The organism is Paraburkholderia sp. GAS334 (genome assembly GCF_050436625.1).
GTDB lineage: Bacteria > Pseudomonadota > Gammaproteobacteria > Burkholderiales > Burkholderiaceae > Paraburkholderia.
In genome coordinates this window covers 446,657-465,015 of the sequence record NZ_JBNDMO010000002.1, presented here as the reverse complement: position 1 = coordinate 465,015, position 18,359 = coordinate 446,657, and the positions used below count along the sequence as shown (strand labels likewise).

Sequence of the window (18,359 nt, the reverse complement as noted above, 5' to 3'; positions counted from 1 at the left end):
TCGAACGAATGACTGACGTTACCGCGAACCTCGCCGGCACTCCCGCCACTGACGCCGTCCCGGCGCCCGCAGCCTACGATGCAACCGCGAAGCAGAAGGCGCAGGCCAAGACCGCGCGCATTCCGATCAAGATCGTTCCGATCGAAAAGCTGAAGAAGCCGGACTGGATTCGCGTGAAAGCGGCCACCGGCAATTCGCGCTTCTACGAGATCAAGCAGATTCTGCGCGAGCACAACCTGCACACCGTGTGCGAAGAGGCGAGCTGCCCGAATATCGGCGAATGCTTTGGCAAGGGCACCGCGACGTTCATGATCATGGGTGACAAGTGCACCCGCCGCTGCCCGTTCTGCGACGTCGGCCACGGCCGTCCTGATCCGCTCGACACAGAAGAACCTGGCAACCTGGCGCGCACGATTGCCGCGCTGAAGCTGAAGTACGTGGTGATCACCAGCGTCGACCGTGACGATCTGCGCGACGGCGGCGCGGCGCATTTCGTCGAATGTATCCGTCAGACGCGCGAGTTGTCGCCGGAGACGCGCATTGAAATCCTGACGCCGGATTTCCGTGGCCGTCTGGATCGCGCAATCGGTATCCTCAACGCCGCGCCGCCCGACGTGATGAATCACAACCTCGAAACGGTGCCGCGTTTGTACAAGGAAGCGCGTCCGGGTTCGGACTACGCGCACTCGCTGAAGCTGCTGAAGGACTTCAAGGCGCTGCATCCCAACGTCGCGACGAAGTCCGGCTTGATGGTGGGTCTGGGTGAGACGGAAGAGGAAATTCTTCAGGTGATGCGCGACCTGCGCGCGCACGACGTCGACATGCTGACGATCGGCCAGTATCTGCAGCCGTCTGAACATCACCTGCCGGTGCGCTCGTACGTGCATCCCGATACGTTCAGGATGTACGAAGAAGAAGCGTACAAGATGGGCTTCACGCACGCGGCGGTTGGCGCGATGGTGCGGTCGAGCTATCACGCGGACCTGCAGGCGCACGGGGCCGGTGTGGTCTGAGCGGTATGCGCTTCCAGCTGTTAAAAAGCCCCGCAGATGCGGGGCTTTTTTATGGTGCGGGTTGAGGCGACAGAACCTCGGTGACGCTACTGGAAGTACTTCATTCCGATGATCGTCACAGCGATAGCCACGATGCCGCCCACGACGACGAAGCGCTCGACTCCGGTGACGAATTTCCGCCGTAGCGCGACGTTTTCGATGTATGCGTCGATTAGATTTGGCATGTCGAACCTCCCTGAAAAGCCAAAGATGCAGGACCTGATGTGTGTTACTCAGGTCAACCAGTAATGTACCAGGCTAAAGCTCACGGACGTGATGATCGTGGTCAAGACTGATGCGCGGACAAGGCCGCGATTGGGCGATTCATCGTCCGGGTCGTCAGTTGACCGGTGCAACGAATCGATCGTCCCGTTCAGCACGAGCACTGCTGAGATCGCAATAAGAAAGACATGCCAGATGAGCCAGAACCACGCATACCCGCGCCTGGCTACAGACACCGGCTCGTTCAACTCGCCGCCGAGTTCATAGCAGGCCCCTGCGCACATGGCGATCACCGTCCAGAATAGCTGACCGTCCTGCACTGCCAGCGATACGTAGTTGTGGCGAAAACTCCCGTAGATCCTGTTGAATCTGAGCAGCGGAAGCAGCGTAACCGGTGCAAGCACGGGCACACCCACGTTCACAAACAGCCAGCCGAGGAAACTGAAAAAATCTGTCATCACTCTGGAGGTTTCTGGAGAGCCTTTGCCGCGTCGGTCGCGGCGAAGCAAAATAAATCAATCCCTCATGATCGCGCCTCGCGCCTGAGAGCAGCAACAGGCCGGACGGCCAGGCGTCTGCGAACCCCTGGGCGCTTTCACCCTCTGACTCGTCGCTTTTATCTGGCTTTCGCCAGTCTTCCGTCCGGATTCTCCGACGCGCCGATTCCGGATTTCCGGAAACCCGGACTCGCATCAGCGTGCTGCTTAAAAAATCCCATATAAATCAAGGGTAAATAAGCAGTCTCAGACTGGCACTGACCTTGCAAAATAGAAGCTGCGGCCGCAACGGCCCGGCAAACTAGAGCAAGGAGACACTGTCGTGAAGAAACCCATCTACAAAGTGCTGTACGTCCAGGTGATCGTCGCGATTCTCATCGGTATCGTGCTCGGCCACTACTGGCCGACGCTCGCCGTCGATATGAAACCGCTCGGCGATGGCTTCATCAAACTGATCAAGATGGTGATTGGCCCCATCATCTTCTGTACCGTCGTGACCGGCATCGCGGGCATGGAGGACATGAAGAAGGTCGGCCGCGTCGGCGGCAAGGCGCTGCTCTACTTCGAGGTCGTGTCTTCATTCGCGCTCGTGCTGGGCCTCGTCGCGACGCACGTGTTGAAGCCGGGCGCCGGCTTCAACATCGATCCGAAGACGCTCGACGGCTCGTCGGTCGCATCGTATGCCGCCAAGGCACACGGCCAGACGACGGTCGATTTCCTGATGCACATCATCCCGGACACGATCTCGTCGGCGTTCGCGCAGGGTGAAATCCTGCAGATCCTGCTGGTCGCGCTGCTGTTCGGCGCCGTGCTGGCAACGGCGGGCGAAAAGGGCAAGGTCGTCACCAACCTGATCGACGGCTTCTCGCATGTGCTGTTTGGCATCGTACGCATCATCACGAAGCTGGCGCCGATCGGCGCATTCGGCGCGATGGCGTTCACGATCGGCAAATACGGCATCGGTTCGCTGATTCCGATGCTGAAGCTGATCGGCACGTTCTATCTGACGTCGGTCGTGTTCGTGATCGTCGTGCTCGGCCTCATCGCGCGCCTGGTGGGCTTCAACATCTTCCGCTTCGTCGCGTACATCAAGGAAGAACTGCTGATCGTGCTGGGCACGAGCTCGTCGGAAGCGGCGCTCCCGCAACTGATGCTGAAGCTTGAAAAGCTCGGCTGCTCGCGTTCGGTGGTCGGCCTCGTCGTGCCGACCGGCTATTCGTTCAATCTGGATGGCACCAACATCTATATGACGATGGCCGTGCTGTTCATCGCGCAGGCGACGAACACCGACCTGAGCTGGGGGCAGCAACTCACGCTGCTCGCCGTCACGATGCTGACGTCGAAGGGCGCGAGCGGTGTGACGGGCGCGGGCTTCATCACGCTGGCCGCAACGCTGGCTGTGGTGCCTACGATTCCGCTGTCGGGCATGGTGCTGATCCTCGGCATCGACCGCTTCATGAGCGAGTGCCGCGCGCTGACGAACATTGTCGGCAATGGTGTGGCGACGGTCGTCGTGGCTGCCTGGGAAAGGGAGCTGGACCGCGCGAGGCTGAATTCGGTGATCCGCGGCGAGACGCCCGTCACCGAGCGCGAAGCGGCCGGAGCCTGATGTCATGAAGACGGCGGCGCGCGCTGCGCTGCCGTCCGCCCGGCAGGCGAGCGAAGCGTCACGGTATGCCACAATAGTCGATTCCAATTCTCCGCACACCGGACTGGACATCGCTACCGTGACGCGCCGCCTGCTGATCCTCGTTGCGCTCGCCGCCGGGCTGATCGCGGCGTGCGGACTGACGTGGACGATCACCTGGCAGCACGGCATCGACACCCTGCGGCGCAGCGCTGCGGTACGCGTCGATCGGACGACCGGCACGCTGAAAAGTACGCTCGATCGTTACGAATCGCTGCCGTATCTGCTGGCGGGCCATCCGTTCGTGCAGGAAGTGCTCGACACGCCGGCCCCAGTCCCGGCCCTCGTCGAGCGCGCGAACCGTTATCTCGAAGACCTCAATCAACGTGCGCGGGCAACCGCGACGTACATCGTCCGCGCGGACGGTATCTGCATCGCGGCGAGCAACTGGCGCGGCGGCGCGGACAGCTTTGTCGGCGCCGAATATCTGTTCCGGCCGTATTTCGTCGATGCAATGAAGGGCGGCGTCGGGCGCTTTTTCGGCATCGGCACGACGTCGCACGATCCGGGCTATTACATCTCCCAACCGGTGCTGCGCGACGGACGCATCGTCGGCGTGGCGGTCGTCAAGCTGAGTCTCGAATGGCTGCAGGGCGCGGACGCCTCCGAGCCGCTTGTTGTCACCGACGATCATGGCGTGATCTTTCTGTCGTCCGTTCCTGCCTGGAAATACCACACGGTGCGACCGCTGTCGGGCGCGGTCGCGGATGCGATCTGGCAGACGCGCCAGTATGCACAGCAGCCGATCGCACCGCTGCCCGTCACGATCGAGCGCACGCTGGAAGGCGGCGCGCAGATTGTGCGTGTCGGCGGCGGGCGCGGTGCGCAGCGCTTTCTGGCAACGCGCCGTGCAATCGGTGAGCCGGACTGGCATCTGATCACGATGGCGCCCATCGACCCTGTCAACGCCGACGCGCGCAACGCCTCGATCGTGACCGGCCTCTGTTACGTGTCGCTGTGCCTGTTCGGCTTCTACTGGCGCATGCGCCGCGCCCGCGTGCGCGAAGTGATGCGCAGCCGCGCGCTGCTGCAAAAGGCGTACGCGGAGCTGAACCAGCGTGTTGCGGAGCGCACGGCGGACCTGTCGCAGGCCAACGAGCAGCTTCAGAAAGAAGTCGCTGAACGGACGCGCGCCGAGCAGGAACTGCGCGCGGCGCACGAAGAACTGATCCAGACGAGCAAGCTTGCCGCGCTTGGCCAGATGGCTGCGGGCATCACGCACGAGCTCAACCAGCCGCTCGCTGCGCTGCGCAGCTTTTCGGACAACACACGCGTGCTGCTCGAGCGCGGCGATCAGGTGTCGGCGCGCGAAAATCTCGAAGCGATCGCGTCCCTGACCGAGCGCATGGGCAAGATCACCAACCAGCTGAAGCTGTTCGTTGGCCGGGCGCGACCGCGCAGCGCGCGCGCGCCGATCGCGCGCGCATTACGTAACGTGCTCACGTTGCTGCAGAAACGCCTGCAGGACGTGACTGTGCAACTGTCGCTGACCGACACCGATTCGGGCCGGACTGGGCGCTTCGATGTCGCGGGCGAATATCCGGCGCTGGTTGCGAACTGCGATGATCTGCGGCTCGAACAGGTGCTGATCAATCTGCTGGCGAACGCGCTCGATGTCGTCGCCGGCTTGCCGTCGCCGCAAATCGCGATCGATATTGAGGTTTCCGAAGCGGTGCTTCTGATCACCGTGCATGACAATGGCCCTGGCATCCCCGACGATGTGTTGCCGCATCTCTTCGAACCGTTTTTCACGACGAAGGAAATGGGCCAGGGGCTCGGTCTGGGTCTGGCGATTTCATCGTCGATCGCGCGCGACTGCGGGGGCTCGCTCGTCGCGCGTAACGCGCCGGAAGGCGGCGCGATGTTCGTGCTGACGCTGCGTCGCGCGCAGGTGCACGCGACGTCCGCCGTCGCGTCAGGTTCCTGAATTCAGGTGGCAATGCTATGAGCAACAGTGGTTTGCAGGTGGTCTACATCGAAGACGACGAGCTTGTGCGACGGGCGAGCGTGCAGAGTCTGCAACTGGCCGGCTTTGACGTCGCCGGGCACGCGTCGGTCGAATCCGCGGCGCGCGCGATCCGTGCGGATTTCCCGGGCGTGATCGTCAGCGACATTCGCCTGCCGGGCGCAAGTGGACTCGATCTGCTGGCGCAATGCCAGGAGCGCGCACCCGACGTGCCGGTGATTCTTGTCACCGGCCACGGCGACATCTCGATGGCGGTGCAGGCGATGCGCGACGGCGCGTATGACTTCATCGAAAAGCCGTTCGCCTCGGAGCGTCTGATCGAAACTGTGCGGCGGGCGCTCGAGCGGCGCAAGCTGGTTCTGGAGAATCTGGCGCTGCGGCGCGAACTCGCCGGCCAGGACACCGTGGCGCCGGGCATTATCGGACGCAGTCCCGCGATCGAGCAGATCCGGCGCCTGATCGCGAACGTCGCGCCGACGGATGCATCGGTGTTGATCAACGGCGACACGGGGGCCGGCAAGGAACTCATCGCGCGCAGTCTGCACGATCTGTCGCCGCGGCGTGACAAGCCGTTTATCGCGGTCAATTGCGGCGCGTTGCCCGAGCCGATGTTCGAATCGGAGATGTTCGGCTACGAGCCCGGCGCATTCACCGGCGCGGCAAAACGCAGGATCGGCAAGCTTGAACATGCGTCGGGCGGCACGCTCTTTCTCGATGAAGTCGAAAGCATGCCGCTCGCATTACAGGTGAAGCTCCTGCGCGTGCTGCAGGACGGCGTGCTGGAACGGCTCGGCTCGAACCAGCCGGTGCGCGTGAATTGCCGCGTGGTGGCGGCGGCGAAGGGCGAGATGACCGAGCACGTCGCGGCGGGTACCTTCCGGCGCGACCTGCTGTACCGGCTGAACGTGGTGACGATCGCGCTGCCGCCGCTGTCCGAGCGTCGTGAAGATATCCTGCCGCTCTTCGAACATTTCCTGCTCGGCGCTGCGGTGCGCTATCAGCGGCCCGCACCCATTCTCACCGACCGTCAGCGCACGAGCCTGATGCAGCGCGAGTGGCCGGGTAATGTTCGCGAACTGCGCAATGCCGCCGACCGCTTCGTGCTCGGCGTCGCCGACGATACAGTTGCGTCGTCATCGGGCGATGCCGCGACGCAGTCGCTCAAGGAGCGCGTGGAGCAGTTCGAGCGGGCCGTGATCGCGGAGGCGCTGGAGCAGGCGGGCGGCGCGGTGTCGGTGGCTGCCGACCGGCTGCAATTGGGAAAGGCGACGCTCTACGAGAAGATCAAACGATACGGCCTGACCGCGCGTGGCGAAAACGAACGGTGAAAGGCGCGTGAGACGCGCTGTCAAACCAGCGGCGGAGTAGGGGTGAAGCGAAGGGATTGAAGCGATTGAAGCGCGGCGACGTGGGGCTTCTTTGTCGCCGCGTGTGCAGAGGGACTCAAACACAAGGCGGCCGATCGCCAGATCAGGTCGCCAGCGCCTTGTCCAGCAACTGGTCGAGCTCACCGAACTCCGGCTCGCCGACATAGCGCTTCAGGATCTTGCCATTACGATCGACGAGAAACGTGGTGGGCGTCAGCTGGACATTGCCGAACTGCTTCGCGGCCGAGCCGTCGTCCATCGCCACCTTGAACGGCAACTGGCGCGTTTGCGTGTAGTTGGTCACGTACATCGGCGCGTCGTAATTCATTGCCACCGCGACGAACTCGAGGCCTTTGCCCTTGTAGCGGTTATACGTGTTGATCATCTGCGGCATTTCTTTCATGCAGGTGTCGCAGCTCGTCGCCCAGAAGTTGACCAGATAGACTTTGCCTTTCAGATCGGCGGTCGACACTTTCTGGCCGGACAGCAGCGTGAACGTGGCATCCGGCACATGTTGCTGGCTGCCGAACGCAAAGTAACCGGCGATCGCAATCGCACCAGCAACAACCGCGATCGCGATATAGCGGATCGGGCTCGCGCGACGGGAAACGGGGGCGGGGCTCACGGGGGTGGGGCTCATAAATGGACCTCGGGGAGCGCTTAAAGGGCGCAAGGGGCGCAAAAAACGCAAACAGGCGCGAACTTCAGGTGATCAACAGCCTCTGTATTGTAGCGTCAATCCTGACCGGCGGCAGGACGCTGCCCGACAGCGGATAATGACGCTTTCCTTTCAGCAGCTCGACCATCTTCCGTACTCATGCACCGATCAGTATTCAGCCTGCCGCAGCTTTCCTGCCGTTCCGCCTCCTCTCTCCTTGCGCGCGCCGCGTCGTTCCTGCCGGACACGCTCCGCGTCTGCGCCTGCGCGCTCGTTGCAGGCGCAGTCCTGGCGGCGTGCTCGCCGACGTACGATTGGCGCACGATCATGAACAACGACAACGGCTACACCGTCGACCTGCCGGCGAAGCCCACCGCTGACGAGCGCCCGATCGATATTGGCGGCACGCCGATGAAAATGAGCATGCAGACGGCTGAGGCCGACGACGCGGTGTTTGCGGTCGGCACGGTCATGCTGCCGAGCGACGACCCGCAGGTACAGCGCGCAGCGCTCGAATTCCTGCGCACCGGGCTCGCCCGTAATCTCGGCGCAACGCCGGATTCTCACGCGACGCAGATTCCGCTCGCGGCCGGCGGCCAGGTGCTCGGCATCGAAATGGCCTTTAGCGGCAAAGCCGGTCCGAAACAGGAAATGCGGACGATGCACGCTCGCCTCGTTGCGCGGGGGCGGCATGTGTATCAGGCCGCTGTCATCGCCGATCGCGAATTGCCGGCAGAGCAGCTCGACCAGTTTTTTCAATCCTTCAAACTTTATTGAACCGGAAGGAATTGCCTCTCACGGACCTCGTTGAGCGCAGATTGCAGTGAAAGTTCCTTCGCAGAAGATGACGCTAATCACTGGATTTCATGGAGCTTTTTTTGTTACCCACAGGACCTGTGGATAACATTGTTGAAAACTCTGTGCGGTGTCGCGCACAGGCCCGCCCTGTGGGCCTGCTGTTAGTTTGCCCGCGATCTTGGCAAATGAAAAAATCCAGTTAAATCAAGGCGTTTCCAGTTGTCGCTCTCATGCACCTTTCAGATGTATCAAAAGGTGTCTGAGATGGGAGTGTGTGCATAAGTCAAGTCTTGACAGCCGTTTTTTTACTTCATACGAGTGAGAAGACGCGCCGGTACTGGATGGCTTCAGCGATCTGGCCCGCATCCGGTGTTTCCGTGCCCGCAAGGTCGGCGATCGTACGGGCGACCTTCAGAACGCGGTAATAAGCGCGCGCCGACCAGCCAAACCGCTCGCCGGCCTCGCGCAGCAGGGCTTCGCCCGCAGCGCCGGGGCGACAGACCTGATCGGCTTCACGACCGCTCAGTTCGCGATTGGTCTTGCCCTGCCGACGCAGTTGCCGGTCGCGCGCCGCGCTCACCCGTTCAGCGATCGCCGCGCTCGGCTCGCCGGGCTCCGCGGCACGGCCGGACAACTCGGCGGGTGTCAGCGCGGGTATCTCGATCTGAATATCGATCCGGTCGAGCAGCGGCCCCGACAGTTTGCGCAGGTAGCGCGCGGCGATCTCGGGCGTGCAGCGGCAACGGCCGTTTGGATCGCCCCGCCAGCCGCACGGGCAGGGGTTCATCGCGGCGACCAGCTGGCAGGCTGCCGGGAAATCCGCCTGCAATGCGGCGCGTGAAATGGTGATGCGCCCGGCCTCGAGCGGTTCGCGCAGCGTTTCCAGAACGTGTCGATCGAACTCGTGAGTTTCATCGAGGAACAGCACGCCGAGATGCGACAGCGTGATTTCGCCGGGCTGCGGCGGATTACGTCCGCCGACAAGTGCGGCCGCGCTCGACGAATGATGCGGTGCGCGATATGGACGCTGGCGCCATTGCGATGGCGAAAATCCGGAAGCGCTTGCCGACAGCAACGCGGCGGAGGTCAGCGCTTCGTCATCGGTCATGGGGGGCAACAGACCGGGCAAACGCGCGGCCAGCATCGATTTACCCGCGCCCGGCGGTCCGACCATCAACACATGATGCCCGCCCGCGGCCGCGACTTCGAGTGCCCTGCGGGCGCCGCGCTGGCCGATCACCTCGGCCATATCCGGCCGCGCGACGGCCTCGTCGAGCTTCACCTCGGGTGGACCTACCGGCGACAACCGGTGATCCGGCTCGCAGGCAAGATGTGCGCAGAGCGACGGCAGATCGTCCGCGCCGAAGACATCGACGCCCGGCACGAGCGCCGCTTCCTTCGCGCTGCCCGCCGGCAGATAGAGCTCGGGCGTGCGTCCGGAGTGCACGCCGGCGCGCGCCGTGCCGCACGCCATGGCGAACGCGCCGCGCATCGGCCGTAACGCGCCGGTCAGCGAAAGTTCGCCCGCAAATTCTCGCTGGTTAAGGGATTCGGCAGGAATCTGTCCGCTCGCCGCGAGAATGCCGAGCGCAATCGGAAGGTCGAAGCGGCCGGACTCCTTGGGGAGGTCGGCTGGAGCGAGATTGTCTATGATGCTCCTGACCGGAAAGTCGAAGCTGCAGTTCTGCAGCGCGGCGCGCACGCGTTCGCGACTTTCGCGGACTTCGAGATCCGGCAGGCCGACGATCGAGAAAGAGGGCAATCCGTTGGCGAGGTGAACCTCGACCGTTACTTCGGGCGCGCGGCCAGAGGCCGGCGCGCGACTGCGCACCACGGCAAGCGACATGTTTTCTCCCCGTCAGGCGGCGCGCCTTGCGCGCACACGCCTTCTGAAACGCTAAAACGTTAATGCTGGTGAGACGACGCGGCTCGCCTGCCGGTGATGCTCAATCCAGTTCAGTTCAATTCATATGTTCAAGGTGTTTGGGTGACCGGCAGCTTCTGTTCGAGCTCGGCGACGCGGCGCTCCAGTTCTTCCAGACGTGCGCGTGTGCGCACCAGCACCTGGGTTTGCGTATCGAATTCCTCGCGCGTGACGAGATCCAGCTTCGAAAAGCCTTGCGACAGCATCGCCTTCACGTTGCGCTCGACATCTTTTGCCGGCGAGTTCTTCAACAGGTCGCTCATTCGCGCCTGAAAATCATTGAAGACGTCGTTCGGTTGTTTCATATGTGTTCCCCTTGGATGCACAAAAAATGTGCATGAGTCGTTACGTCTGTGCTCCGCGATGACTGATGATCGAATGTGGTGCATGCGCAGTCCCGCCTCCTGACCCGATGAGCACCTTTGGTGCGATCCGGTCCGTAGAGCCTGCGGACACTCTAGCAACGATCCACGCGACGCGCCACCGTGGTCCCCCAACGTTAGCTGTCTGGCCAGGGCCCGGGCGCGCAAACGTTTTGCGTGCTGCCGCGCTACCCCTCGTATCGCGACATGGCATGCGAGTTGCTCTTACTGCCCCGCGCGCTCTGCCGGGCAGATTTTGCCGGTGGCGCATCGACGCGGTTTCGGGAGTACCCGCTAGTCGACGCAGAGGCACACGCACACAAGGTTTAGCAACCACAGCGAGGATTTCATGAAACTCATTACCGCAATCATCAAGCCGTTCAAGCTCGATGAGGCGCGCGAAGCCTTGTCGGCCATCGGCGTCTCAGGCATCACGGTGACAGAAGTGAAAGGCTTTGGGCGTCAGAAAGGTCATACCGAGCTGTACCGCGGCGCTGAGTATGTCGTCGATTTCCTGCCGAAGGTGAAGATCGAGGCAGCCGTCTCGGACGACATCGTGGACCAGGCGATCGAGGCCCTCGAACGTGCCGCGCGCACCGGCAAGATTGGTGACGGCAAGATTTTTGTCACGCCGATCGAACAAGTGATCCGGATTCGCACCGGGGAGACCGGCGCGGACGCCCTGTAACAGAAAAACAGCGACAAGAGGAAATAGAGATGCGCAATTTATTGATGTCCTTGTTGATGGCCGGCTCGCTGATGGCGGGTGGCATCGGCGCCGCCCTTGCGGACGACGCGTCCGCGCCTGCGGCAGCTTCGGCCGCCGCTGCAAGCGCTCCGGCACCGGAAGCTTCGGCTGCACCGGCTGCAGACGCCTCGGCCGCACCGGCTGCAGCAGCAGCCTCCGCACCGGCTGCAGCAACAGCCTCCGCACCGGCCGCCGACGCATCGGCACCGGCAGCCGCTTCTGAGGCTGCACCGGCAGCCCCGACCGCGCCGTTCTCGGTCGACTCGTCGAAGATCAACTCGGGCGACACCGCCTGGATGCTGACTTCCACCGCGCTCGTGCTGTTCATGACGATCCCGGGTCTGGCGCTGTTCTACGGCGGCATGGTCCGCAAGAAGAACGTGCTCGCGACGCTGATGCAAAGCTTCGCGATCACCTGCGTCGTGACGATCATCTGGACGGTCGTCGGCTACAGCCTCGCGTTCACGCCGGGCGGCTCGTTCCTCGGTGGCTTCTCGCGGGTGTTCCTCGCGGGCATGAACTACATCAAGGGTGACAAGGCCACGACGCTGACCGTCAGCCACCTCGCACCGACGATCCCGGAAACGGTTTACTTCGTCTACCAGATGACGTTCGCGATCATCACGCCGGCCCTGATCACGGGTGCATTCGCCGACCGTATGAAGTTCTCGTCGATGCTCGTGTTCATGACGCTGTGGTCGATCATCGTCTACTCGCCGATCGCTCACATGGTCTGGGAACCGAGCGGCTGGCTGGCTAGCGCGGGCATCCTCGACTTCGCAGGCGGCACGGTGGTTCACATCAACGCCGGTGTCGCGGGTCTGGTGTGCTGTCTCGTGCTCGGCAAGCGTGTCGGCTACGGCAAGGAAGCGATGGCGCCGCACAACCTGACGCTCACGTTGATGGGTGCTGCAATGCTGTGGGTGGGCTGGTTCGGTTTCAATGCGGGTTCCGCTGTGGCCGCTGACGGCCGTGCCGGTTTCGCCATGCTGACGACCCAGATCGCGACCGCGATGGCGGCGCTCGGCTGGATGTTCGCCGAATGGATTGCGAAGGGTAAGCCGTCGGCGCTGGGCATCGCGTCGGGTGCAGTGGCCGGTCTGGTGGCGATTACGCCGGCATCGGGCTTCGTCGGTGTGGGCGGTGCGCTCGTGATCGGCCTGGTTGCCGGTGTGATCTGCTTCTGGTCGGCGACGTGGCTCAAGGGCAAGATGGGCTACGACGATTCGCTCGACTGCTTCGGCGTGCACTGCGTCGGCGGTATCGTAGGCGCGCTGCTGACCGGTGTGTTCGCAGTCAAGGACATCGGCGGCGCGGATGGCAGCATCATCCTGCAGGCCAAGGGCGTTCTGACGACGCTGGTCTACAGCGGCGTGGTGAGCTACATCCTGCTGAAGATCATCGATATGGTGATGGGTCTGCGTGTGACGGAAGAAGAAGAACGCGAAGGCCTCGACGTGGTGCTGCACGGCGAGCACGTGGAATAACGCGAGCGGTATTCCGCAACACCTGGTTTTGTAAGGTAAGAGCGACAGCGACTTTGGCCCGCCTCACGGCGGGCCTTTTTCTTTGTGCGGCCTTCCCTGCACTATCCTGAAAACAGCACGGATTGCCGGCTATCGGGCCGATAGCAGGAATGCATCTGCAGTGAAACTTGCGATTGGAGAAACCACCCCCAAATGGGCTGGGCATTTGCTCTACAATCTTTTTTCTCCAGTCTGCGAGTGATCAATGGTTCCGCACCTAGTTACGGCGTTAAACGGCCCGCTGCTCGACCTCGAGCGGAAGATCCTCGACGCGACGCCCTCCATCGAACGCTGGTTCCGGCTTGAATGGCAGGAACACACGCCGCCGTTCTATTGCTCGGTCGATCTGCGTAACGCGGGTTTCAAGCTCGCGCCAGTCGATACCAATCTGTTTCCCGGCGCGTTCAACAACCTGCCGCAGGAAACGCTGCCGCTCGCCGTGCAGGCCGCGATGGCATCGATCGAAAAGATCTGCCCGGACGCGAAAAACCTGCTCGTGATTCCCGAGCGTCATACGCGTAATGCGTTTTATCTGGAGAATGTGGCGCGTCTGGCGACGATCATGCGTCAGGCCGGGCTGAACGTCCGCTTCGGTACGCTCGATGAGAACGTCGCCGGGCCCGTGACAATCGCCTTGTCCGACGGGCAGAAGCTCGTTCTCGAGCCGCTCGAACGCTCGCAACGTCGCCTTGGCCTGAAGAATTTCGATCCGTGTTCGATTCTGCTGAACAACGATCTATCGGGTGGCATTCCGCCTGTGCTGGAAAACCTCCACGAGCAATACCTGCTGCCGCCGCTGCACGCCGCGTGGGCCGTACGTCGCAAATCGACGCATTTCTCGTGTTATGACGACGTTGCGAAGAAATTCGCGAAGCTGGTCGAGATCGATCCGTGGATGATCAACCCGTACTTTGCGCACGTCGAAGGGGTCGATTTCCAGGAGCGCACGGGTGAGGAAGCACTGGCCGACGCGATCGACGGCGTGCTCAAGAAGATCGCAAAGAAGTACCGCGAGTACGGAATCACCGAGCGGCCGTATGTCGTGATCAAGTCGGATGCCGGCACGTACGGCATGGGTGTGATGACGGTGCACGACGCTTCGGAAGTCGCCGCACTCACCAGGCGCGAACGCACGAAGATGGCCGTCACGAAGGATGGCCTCGAAGTGCATGACGTCATCGTTCAGGAAGGCGTGTATACGTTCGAGCGCATCGGTGACGAAGTCGCGGAACCTGTCGTGTACATGATCGACCGGTACGTGGTCGGCGGTTTCTACCGCGTCCACGGCAGCCGTGAACGTGACCAGAACCTGAACGCACCGGGTATGCACTTCGTGCCGCTCGGTTTCGAACACACGGCGCTGCCCGATGCGCACGCGAAGCCGGGTGCGGCGCCGCCGAACCGCTTTTATATGTACGGCGTGGTCGCGCGGCTCGGGCTGCTGGCGGCATCGGTCGAACTGGAAAAGACGGATCCGGAAGCAATCCAGGTCTAGGCTTCATACACACCGGCGCGCGGGCAGGCGAAAGCCGTCCGCGCGCCGTTTCAACGATCAACTTGATCGACCTGATCAACGCAAGGCCCGCACGGGCGCACCAGGACCTTCATGGACATTCTCTTTATCGCCGATCCGCTCGACCGCTTCAAGATCTACAAGGATTCGACCTACGCGATGATGGCCGAAGCCGCGCGGCGCGGGCACACGCTGTACGCGTGCGAGCCACAGCATCTGGCGTGGACGGGTGGCGATGTCGAGGCGAATGCGCGGCGCTTTGCGATTACAGGCGAAGGGACGGACCTGAAGCGTAAAACGTGGTACGCGGCCGACCCGGCCGCTACCCGTTCGCTGAAGCGCTTCGACGCGGTGATCATGCGCAAGGATCCGCCGTTCGACATGGAATACGTGACGTCGACGTGGCTCCTGGAACTGGCCGAACGCGGCGGCGCGCGCATCTTCAACAAGCCACGGGCGATTCGTGACCATTCGGAAAAGCTCGCGATCGGCGAGTTCCCGCAATTCGTCGCGCCGACGCTCGTCACGCGTGATCCGGCGCGCCTGCGCGCGTTTCACGAAGCGCACGGCGACGTCATCCTGAAGCCGCTCGACGGCATGGGCGGCATGGGCGTGTTCCGCGTGAAGGCGGATGGCATGAACCTCGGCTCGATCGTCGAAATGCTGAGCCACGACGGCGCGCGCTCGGTGATGGCGCAGAAGTTCATCCCTGAAATCAAGACCGGCGACAAGCGCATTCTGCTGATCGGCGGTCAGCCGGTGCCGTATTCGCTCGCTCGGATTCCACAGGGCAATGAAGTGCGCGGCAATCTCGCGGCGGGCGGACTGGGCGTCGCGCAGCCGCTGACGGCGCGCGACCGCGAAATCGCCGACACGCTTGGGCCGGTGCTCGCTGCGCGCGGGTTGCTGCTGGTCGGGCTCGATGCGATCGGCGACTGGCTCACTGAAGTGAACGTCACGAGCCCGACGTGCTTCCGGGAGATCATGGAACAGACAGGCTTCGATGTCGCAGGCATGTTCATCGATGCGCTGGAGCGCGCCGCCGGCTGAACGGCGCGCGGGACGGGTCAGCGAAGTCCGCGCGTGAGGCCAGCACCAGGGCCTGTGCGACGTCTGCACGGACACGCCGAAAGCGGGAAAATGGTGCTGTTACAATGCCCGGTCCACCGCTTTCCAGCCGTTTTTTGCTGTAACACTGACATGGCAGGCATTCTGATTATTGCGCACGCCCCGCTCGCCACCGCGCTGCGGGAGTGTATCGCTCACATTTACGGCGGCTTCCCCGCCCGCATTGGCGTCATCGACGTCATGCCGGACTGTGATCCTCCCGAAGTCATCGCATTCGCGTTCTCCGAAATCGAGCGGCTGAGGGAAGAGAACGGCGCGCTCGTGCTGACCGATGTCTTCGGCGCAACGCCGGCGAACATCGCCGCGCGCCTCGCGACGCTGCCGGACGTGCGGGTGCTGTCGGGCGTCAACCTGCCGATGCTGGTGCGCGCCGTCTGCTATCGCGCGACGCCGCTCGACACGCTCGTCGACAAGGCGCTCGCCGGCGCGACGAAAGGCATCCATACAATCGTCCCGGGTGCGCCCGTGCCGGCTGGGGCGGCCGTCGATCCTACGGCGTGTCTGCCCGCGCAGCCGCCCGGGGCGAGCGCCGTTTAACTGTTTCACTTCACCATTCAACCCGCGCTTCGGAAGACCAGATGCTGCAAAAAGAAACGACAATCGTGAACAAGCTTGGGCTGCACGCGCGCGCGTCGGCCAAACTGACGCAACTCGCGGGTAATTTTCAGGCGGAAATCTGGATGAGCCGTAACGGCCGCCGGATCAACGCGAAGAGCATCATGGGCGTGATGATGCTGGCAGCAGGCATCGGCAGTACGGTGACGATCGAAACCGAGGGTTCGGACGAAACCGAAGCGATGGATGCGCTGCTGAAACTGATCGCGGATAAATTCGGCGAAGGTCAGTGAGCGCTGCGTGGTTCACGCACGGCCAGAGACAGCCAGAAAATGCCGCGTTCGACGCGGCATTTTTTTTATTGCGCCACAATGAATGATTGCTTCGTGACATTACGGATTCGGGGAGGCGTGGCTCGATCGGCCTGCCTCGGGGGCTTTGAGAATCACGCACATCGGATCGTTTACGAAGATTCAGTATGTTGCACTGCACGCAGTCACACGAGGGCGCGGAATTTATAATGGTTGTCGGGGTCTGAGAGCATTGCAGCGGTTTGCCGCGGCATCACACAACTAGAGGAGGTGCGCGTGTCGTTCACGCTGCATGGAATTCCCGTGTCACGCGGTATTGCCATCGGGCGGGCCTATCTGATCGCCCCGGCTGCACTCGACGTCGACCACTATCTGATCGAACACGCCCAGATCGAGGGCGAGATCGAGCGCTTTCGCACGGCCCAGCAACGCGTGCACATCGAGCTCGACGTATTGCGCGCCGACCTTGCCGCCGATGCGCCCAGCGAAATGGGCGCCTTTATCAACGTCCACTCGATGATCCTGAACGACGCGATGCTCGTGCAGGAAACGATCGACCTGATCCGCACGCGCCGCTACAACGTGGAGTGGGCACTTACCGAGCAACTCGAGCGTCTGTCGCGCCATTTCGACGATATCGAAGACGAATACCTGCGCGAGCGTAAGGCCGACATCGAGCAGGTGGTCGAGCGCGTGCTGAAGGCGCTCGCGGGTGCGTCGACCGTGGGTCTCGTCGAAGCGGTGCACGGCGCGTGCAGCGAAATGATCGTCGTCGCGCACGACATCGCGCCCGCCGACATGCTGCAGTTCAAGACGCAGACCTTCCAGGGTTTTGTCACGGACCTCGGCGGCCGCACGTCGCATACGGCGATCGTTGCGCGCAGTCTTGGCATTCCGGCGACCGTCGGCGTGCAGCAGGCGAGTGCACTGATCCGTCAGGACGATCTGATCATCGTCGATGGCGATCATGGCATCGTGATCGTCGATCCGGCGCCGATCGTGCTCGAAGAATATTCATATCGTCAGAGCGAAAAGGCGCTTGAACAGCGCAAGCTGCAACGCCTGAAGTTCTCGCCGACGCAAACGCTGTGCGGCACGAAAATCGAACTCTGCGCGAACATCGAACTGCCCGACGACGCACGCGCCGCGCTCGAAGCGGGCGCGACGGGTGTGGGTCTGTTCCGCACCGAGTTCCTGTTCATGAACCACAAGGACGAACTGCCGCAGGAAGAAGAGCAGTTCGATGCTTACCGTCGCGCGGTAGAGGGGATGAACGGCCTGCCGGTGACGATCCGCACAATCGACGTCGGCGCCGACAAGCCGCTCGATTCAATGGGCGGTGGCGACAGCTACGAAACTGCCGCGAACCCCGCCCTGGGGCTGCGTGCGATCCGCTGGAGCCTGTCCGAGCCGCAGATGTTCCTCACACAGTTGCGCGCGATCCTCCGCGCGTCGGCATTCGGTCAGGTGAAGATCCTGATTCCGATGCTCGCGCACGCGCAGGAAATCGACCAGACGCTGGATCTGATCAGCGAGGCCAAACGTCAGCTCGACGATGCCGGTCTCATCTACGATCCGAACGTGCGCGTCGGTGCGATGATCGAGATCCCGGCCGCCGCGATCGCGTTGCCGCTGTTTCTGAAGCGCCTCGATTTTCTGTCGATCGGGACGAACGATCTGATCCAGTACACGCTCGCCATCGATCGCGCGGATAACTCAGTGGCGCATCTGTACGACCCGCTGCATCCGGCCGTGTTGTATCTGATCGCGCTCACGCTGCGCGAGGCGAAGCGCGCCGGTGTGCCGGTTTCGGTGTGCGGTGAAATGGCGGGCGACCCGACGTTGACGCGTCTCTTGCTCGGCATGGGGCTCACCGAGTTCTCGATGCATCCGAGTCAGTTGCTCGTCGTGAAGCAGGAGATCCTGCGTTCGAGTCTGAAGACGCTTGAAAAACCGGTGGCTGATGTGCTGGCTTCGTTTGAGCCGGAGGAAGTGCAGGCTGCGCTCAAGCGCGTCGCCGCGGCCTGATCGGGCCGCGTGCGCGA

Annotated in this window: 17 protein-coding genes; 12 read left to right on the top strand and 5 right to left on the bottom strand. The window is 62.7% G+C overall.

Annotated features, from left to right (window positions below; genetic code table 11):
* Window positions 1-8 precede the first annotated feature (8 nt).
* The gene (lipA, locus tag P3T21_RS05515) at window positions 9-1,013 is read left to right on the top strand and encodes a lipoyl synthase (protein ID WP_429254914.1); all 1,005 of its coding nucleotides are present in this window, start codon (window positions 9-11) and stop codon (window positions 1,011-1,013) included.
* Window positions 1,014-1,099: 86 nt separating this feature from the next.
* On the opposite strand, the gene P3T21_RS05510 is transcribed toward lipA, so the two are convergent.
* Window positions 1,100-1,237: a hypothetical protein gene (locus tag P3T21_RS05510; protein ID WP_429254913.1), complete on the bottom strand. Its 138-nt coding sequence runs from the start codon at window positions 1,235-1,237 to the stop codon at window positions 1,100-1,102.
* Between the two features lie 48 nt (window positions 1,238-1,285).
* The gene (locus P3T21_RS05505; RefSeq protein ID WP_429254912.1) at window positions 1,286-1,735 is read right to left on the bottom strand and encodes a hypothetical protein; all 450 of its coding nucleotides are present in this window, start codon (window positions 1,733-1,735) and stop codon (window positions 1,286-1,288) included.
* Between the two features lie 358 nt (window positions 1,736-2,093).
* Between P3T21_RS05505 and P3T21_RS05500 the strand changes: the two genes are divergently transcribed.
* Genes P3T21_RS05500 through P3T21_RS05490 form a run of 3 tightly spaced genes read left to right on the top strand, consistent with a single transcriptional unit; the run spans window position 2,094 to window position 6,752 of the window.
* Complete coding sequence (locus tag P3T21_RS05500) at window positions 2,094-3,380, top strand: dicarboxylate/amino acid:cation symporter (protein WP_429254911.1); 1,287 nt, start codon at window positions 2,094-2,096, stop codon at window positions 3,378-3,380.
* A 4-nt stretch (window positions 3,381-3,384) separates the two neighbouring features.
* Entirely contained in the window at window positions 3,385-5,385 is a 2,001-nt protein-coding gene (locus P3T21_RS05495; RefSeq protein ID WP_429254910.1) for a sensor histidine kinase, read from the top strand.
* A 17-nt stretch (window positions 5,386-5,402) separates the two neighbouring features.
* Window positions 5,403-6,752: a sigma-54-dependent transcriptional regulator gene (locus P3T21_RS05490; RefSeq protein ID WP_429254909.1), complete on the top strand. Its 1,350-nt coding sequence runs from the start codon at window positions 5,403-5,405 to the stop codon at window positions 6,750-6,752.
* A gap of 142 nt (window positions 6,753-6,894) precedes the next feature.
* Here P3T21_RS05490 and P3T21_RS05485 read toward each other — a convergent pair whose 3' ends face one another.
* Window positions 6,895-7,431, bottom strand: coding sequence for a TlpA disulfide reductase family protein (locus P3T21_RS05485; protein WP_429254908.1), 537 nt, complete (start codon window positions 7,429-7,431; stop codon window positions 6,895-6,897).
* A 177-nt stretch (window positions 7,432-7,608) separates the two neighbouring features.
* Between P3T21_RS05485 and P3T21_RS05480 the strand changes: the two genes are divergently transcribed.
* Window positions 7,609-8,226 carry a hypothetical protein gene (locus tag P3T21_RS05480; RefSeq protein WP_429254907.1) on the top strand — a complete coding sequence of 206 codons (618 nt, stop codon included), beginning with the start codon at window positions 7,609-7,611 and terminating at the stop codon, window positions 8,224-8,226.
* 331 nt (window positions 8,227-8,557) lie between these two features.
* Here P3T21_RS05480 and P3T21_RS05475 read toward each other — a convergent pair whose 3' ends face one another.
* Window positions 8,558-10,093, bottom strand: a complete 1,536-nt coding sequence (locus tag P3T21_RS05475; RefSeq protein WP_429254906.1) for a YifB family Mg chelatase-like AAA ATPase — start codon at window positions 10,091-10,093, stop codon at window positions 8,558-8,560.
* A 128-nt stretch (window positions 10,094-10,221) separates the two neighbouring features.
* Complete coding sequence (locus P3T21_RS05470; RefSeq protein ID WP_064267170.1) at window positions 10,222-10,476, bottom strand: accessory factor UbiK family protein; 255 nt, start codon at window positions 10,474-10,476, stop codon at window positions 10,222-10,224.
* Between the two features lie 406 nt (window positions 10,477-10,882).
* Here P3T21_RS05470 and P3T21_RS05465 point away from each other — a divergent pair, with 406 nt between their 5' ends.
* The 7 genes from P3T21_RS05465 (at window position 10,883) to ptsP (ending at window position 18,342) form a co-directional block, all read left to right on the top strand.
* Window positions 10,883-11,221, top strand: coding sequence for a P-II family nitrogen regulator (locus P3T21_RS05465; protein ID WP_006048089.1), 339 nt, complete (start codon window positions 10,883-10,885; stop codon window positions 11,219-11,221).
* Between the two features lie 29 nt (window positions 11,222-11,250).
* Window positions 11,251-12,768 (top strand): ammonium transporter, encoded by a 1,518-nt coding sequence (locus P3T21_RS05460; protein ID WP_429254905.1) that lies wholly within the window; start codon window positions 11,251-11,253, stop codon window positions 12,766-12,768.
* Between the two features lie 244 nt (window positions 12,769-13,012).
* On the top strand, window positions 13,013-14,302 hold the full coding sequence (gene gshA / locus P3T21_RS05455) for a glutamate--cysteine ligase (RefSeq protein WP_429254904.1): 1,290 nt from the start codon (window positions 13,013-13,015) through the stop codon (window positions 14,300-14,302).
* A gap of 111 nt (window positions 14,303-14,413) precedes the next feature.
* The gene (gene gshB / locus P3T21_RS05450) at window positions 14,414-15,370 is read left to right on the top strand and encodes a glutathione synthase (protein WP_429254903.1); all 957 of its coding nucleotides are present in this window, start codon (window positions 14,414-14,416) and stop codon (window positions 15,368-15,370) included.
* A 150-nt stretch (window positions 15,371-15,520) separates the two neighbouring features.
* On the top strand, window positions 15,521-15,985 hold the full coding sequence (locus P3T21_RS05445) for a PTS sugar transporter subunit IIA (RefSeq protein WP_429254902.1): 465 nt from the start codon (window positions 15,521-15,523) through the stop codon (window positions 15,983-15,985).
* A gap of 41 nt (window positions 15,986-16,026) precedes the next feature.
* Window positions 16,027-16,296 (top strand): HPr family phosphocarrier protein, encoded by a 270-nt coding sequence (locus tag P3T21_RS05440; protein ID WP_228977339.1) that lies wholly within the window; start codon window positions 16,027-16,029, stop codon window positions 16,294-16,296.
* A 294-nt stretch (window positions 16,297-16,590) separates the two neighbouring features.
* A complete protein-coding gene (ptsP, locus tag P3T21_RS05435) occupies window positions 16,591-18,342 on the top strand; it encodes a phosphoenolpyruvate--protein phosphotransferase (protein ID WP_429254901.1) in 1,752 nt (583 codons plus the stop codon).
* Window positions 18,343-18,359 lie beyond the last annotated feature (17 nt).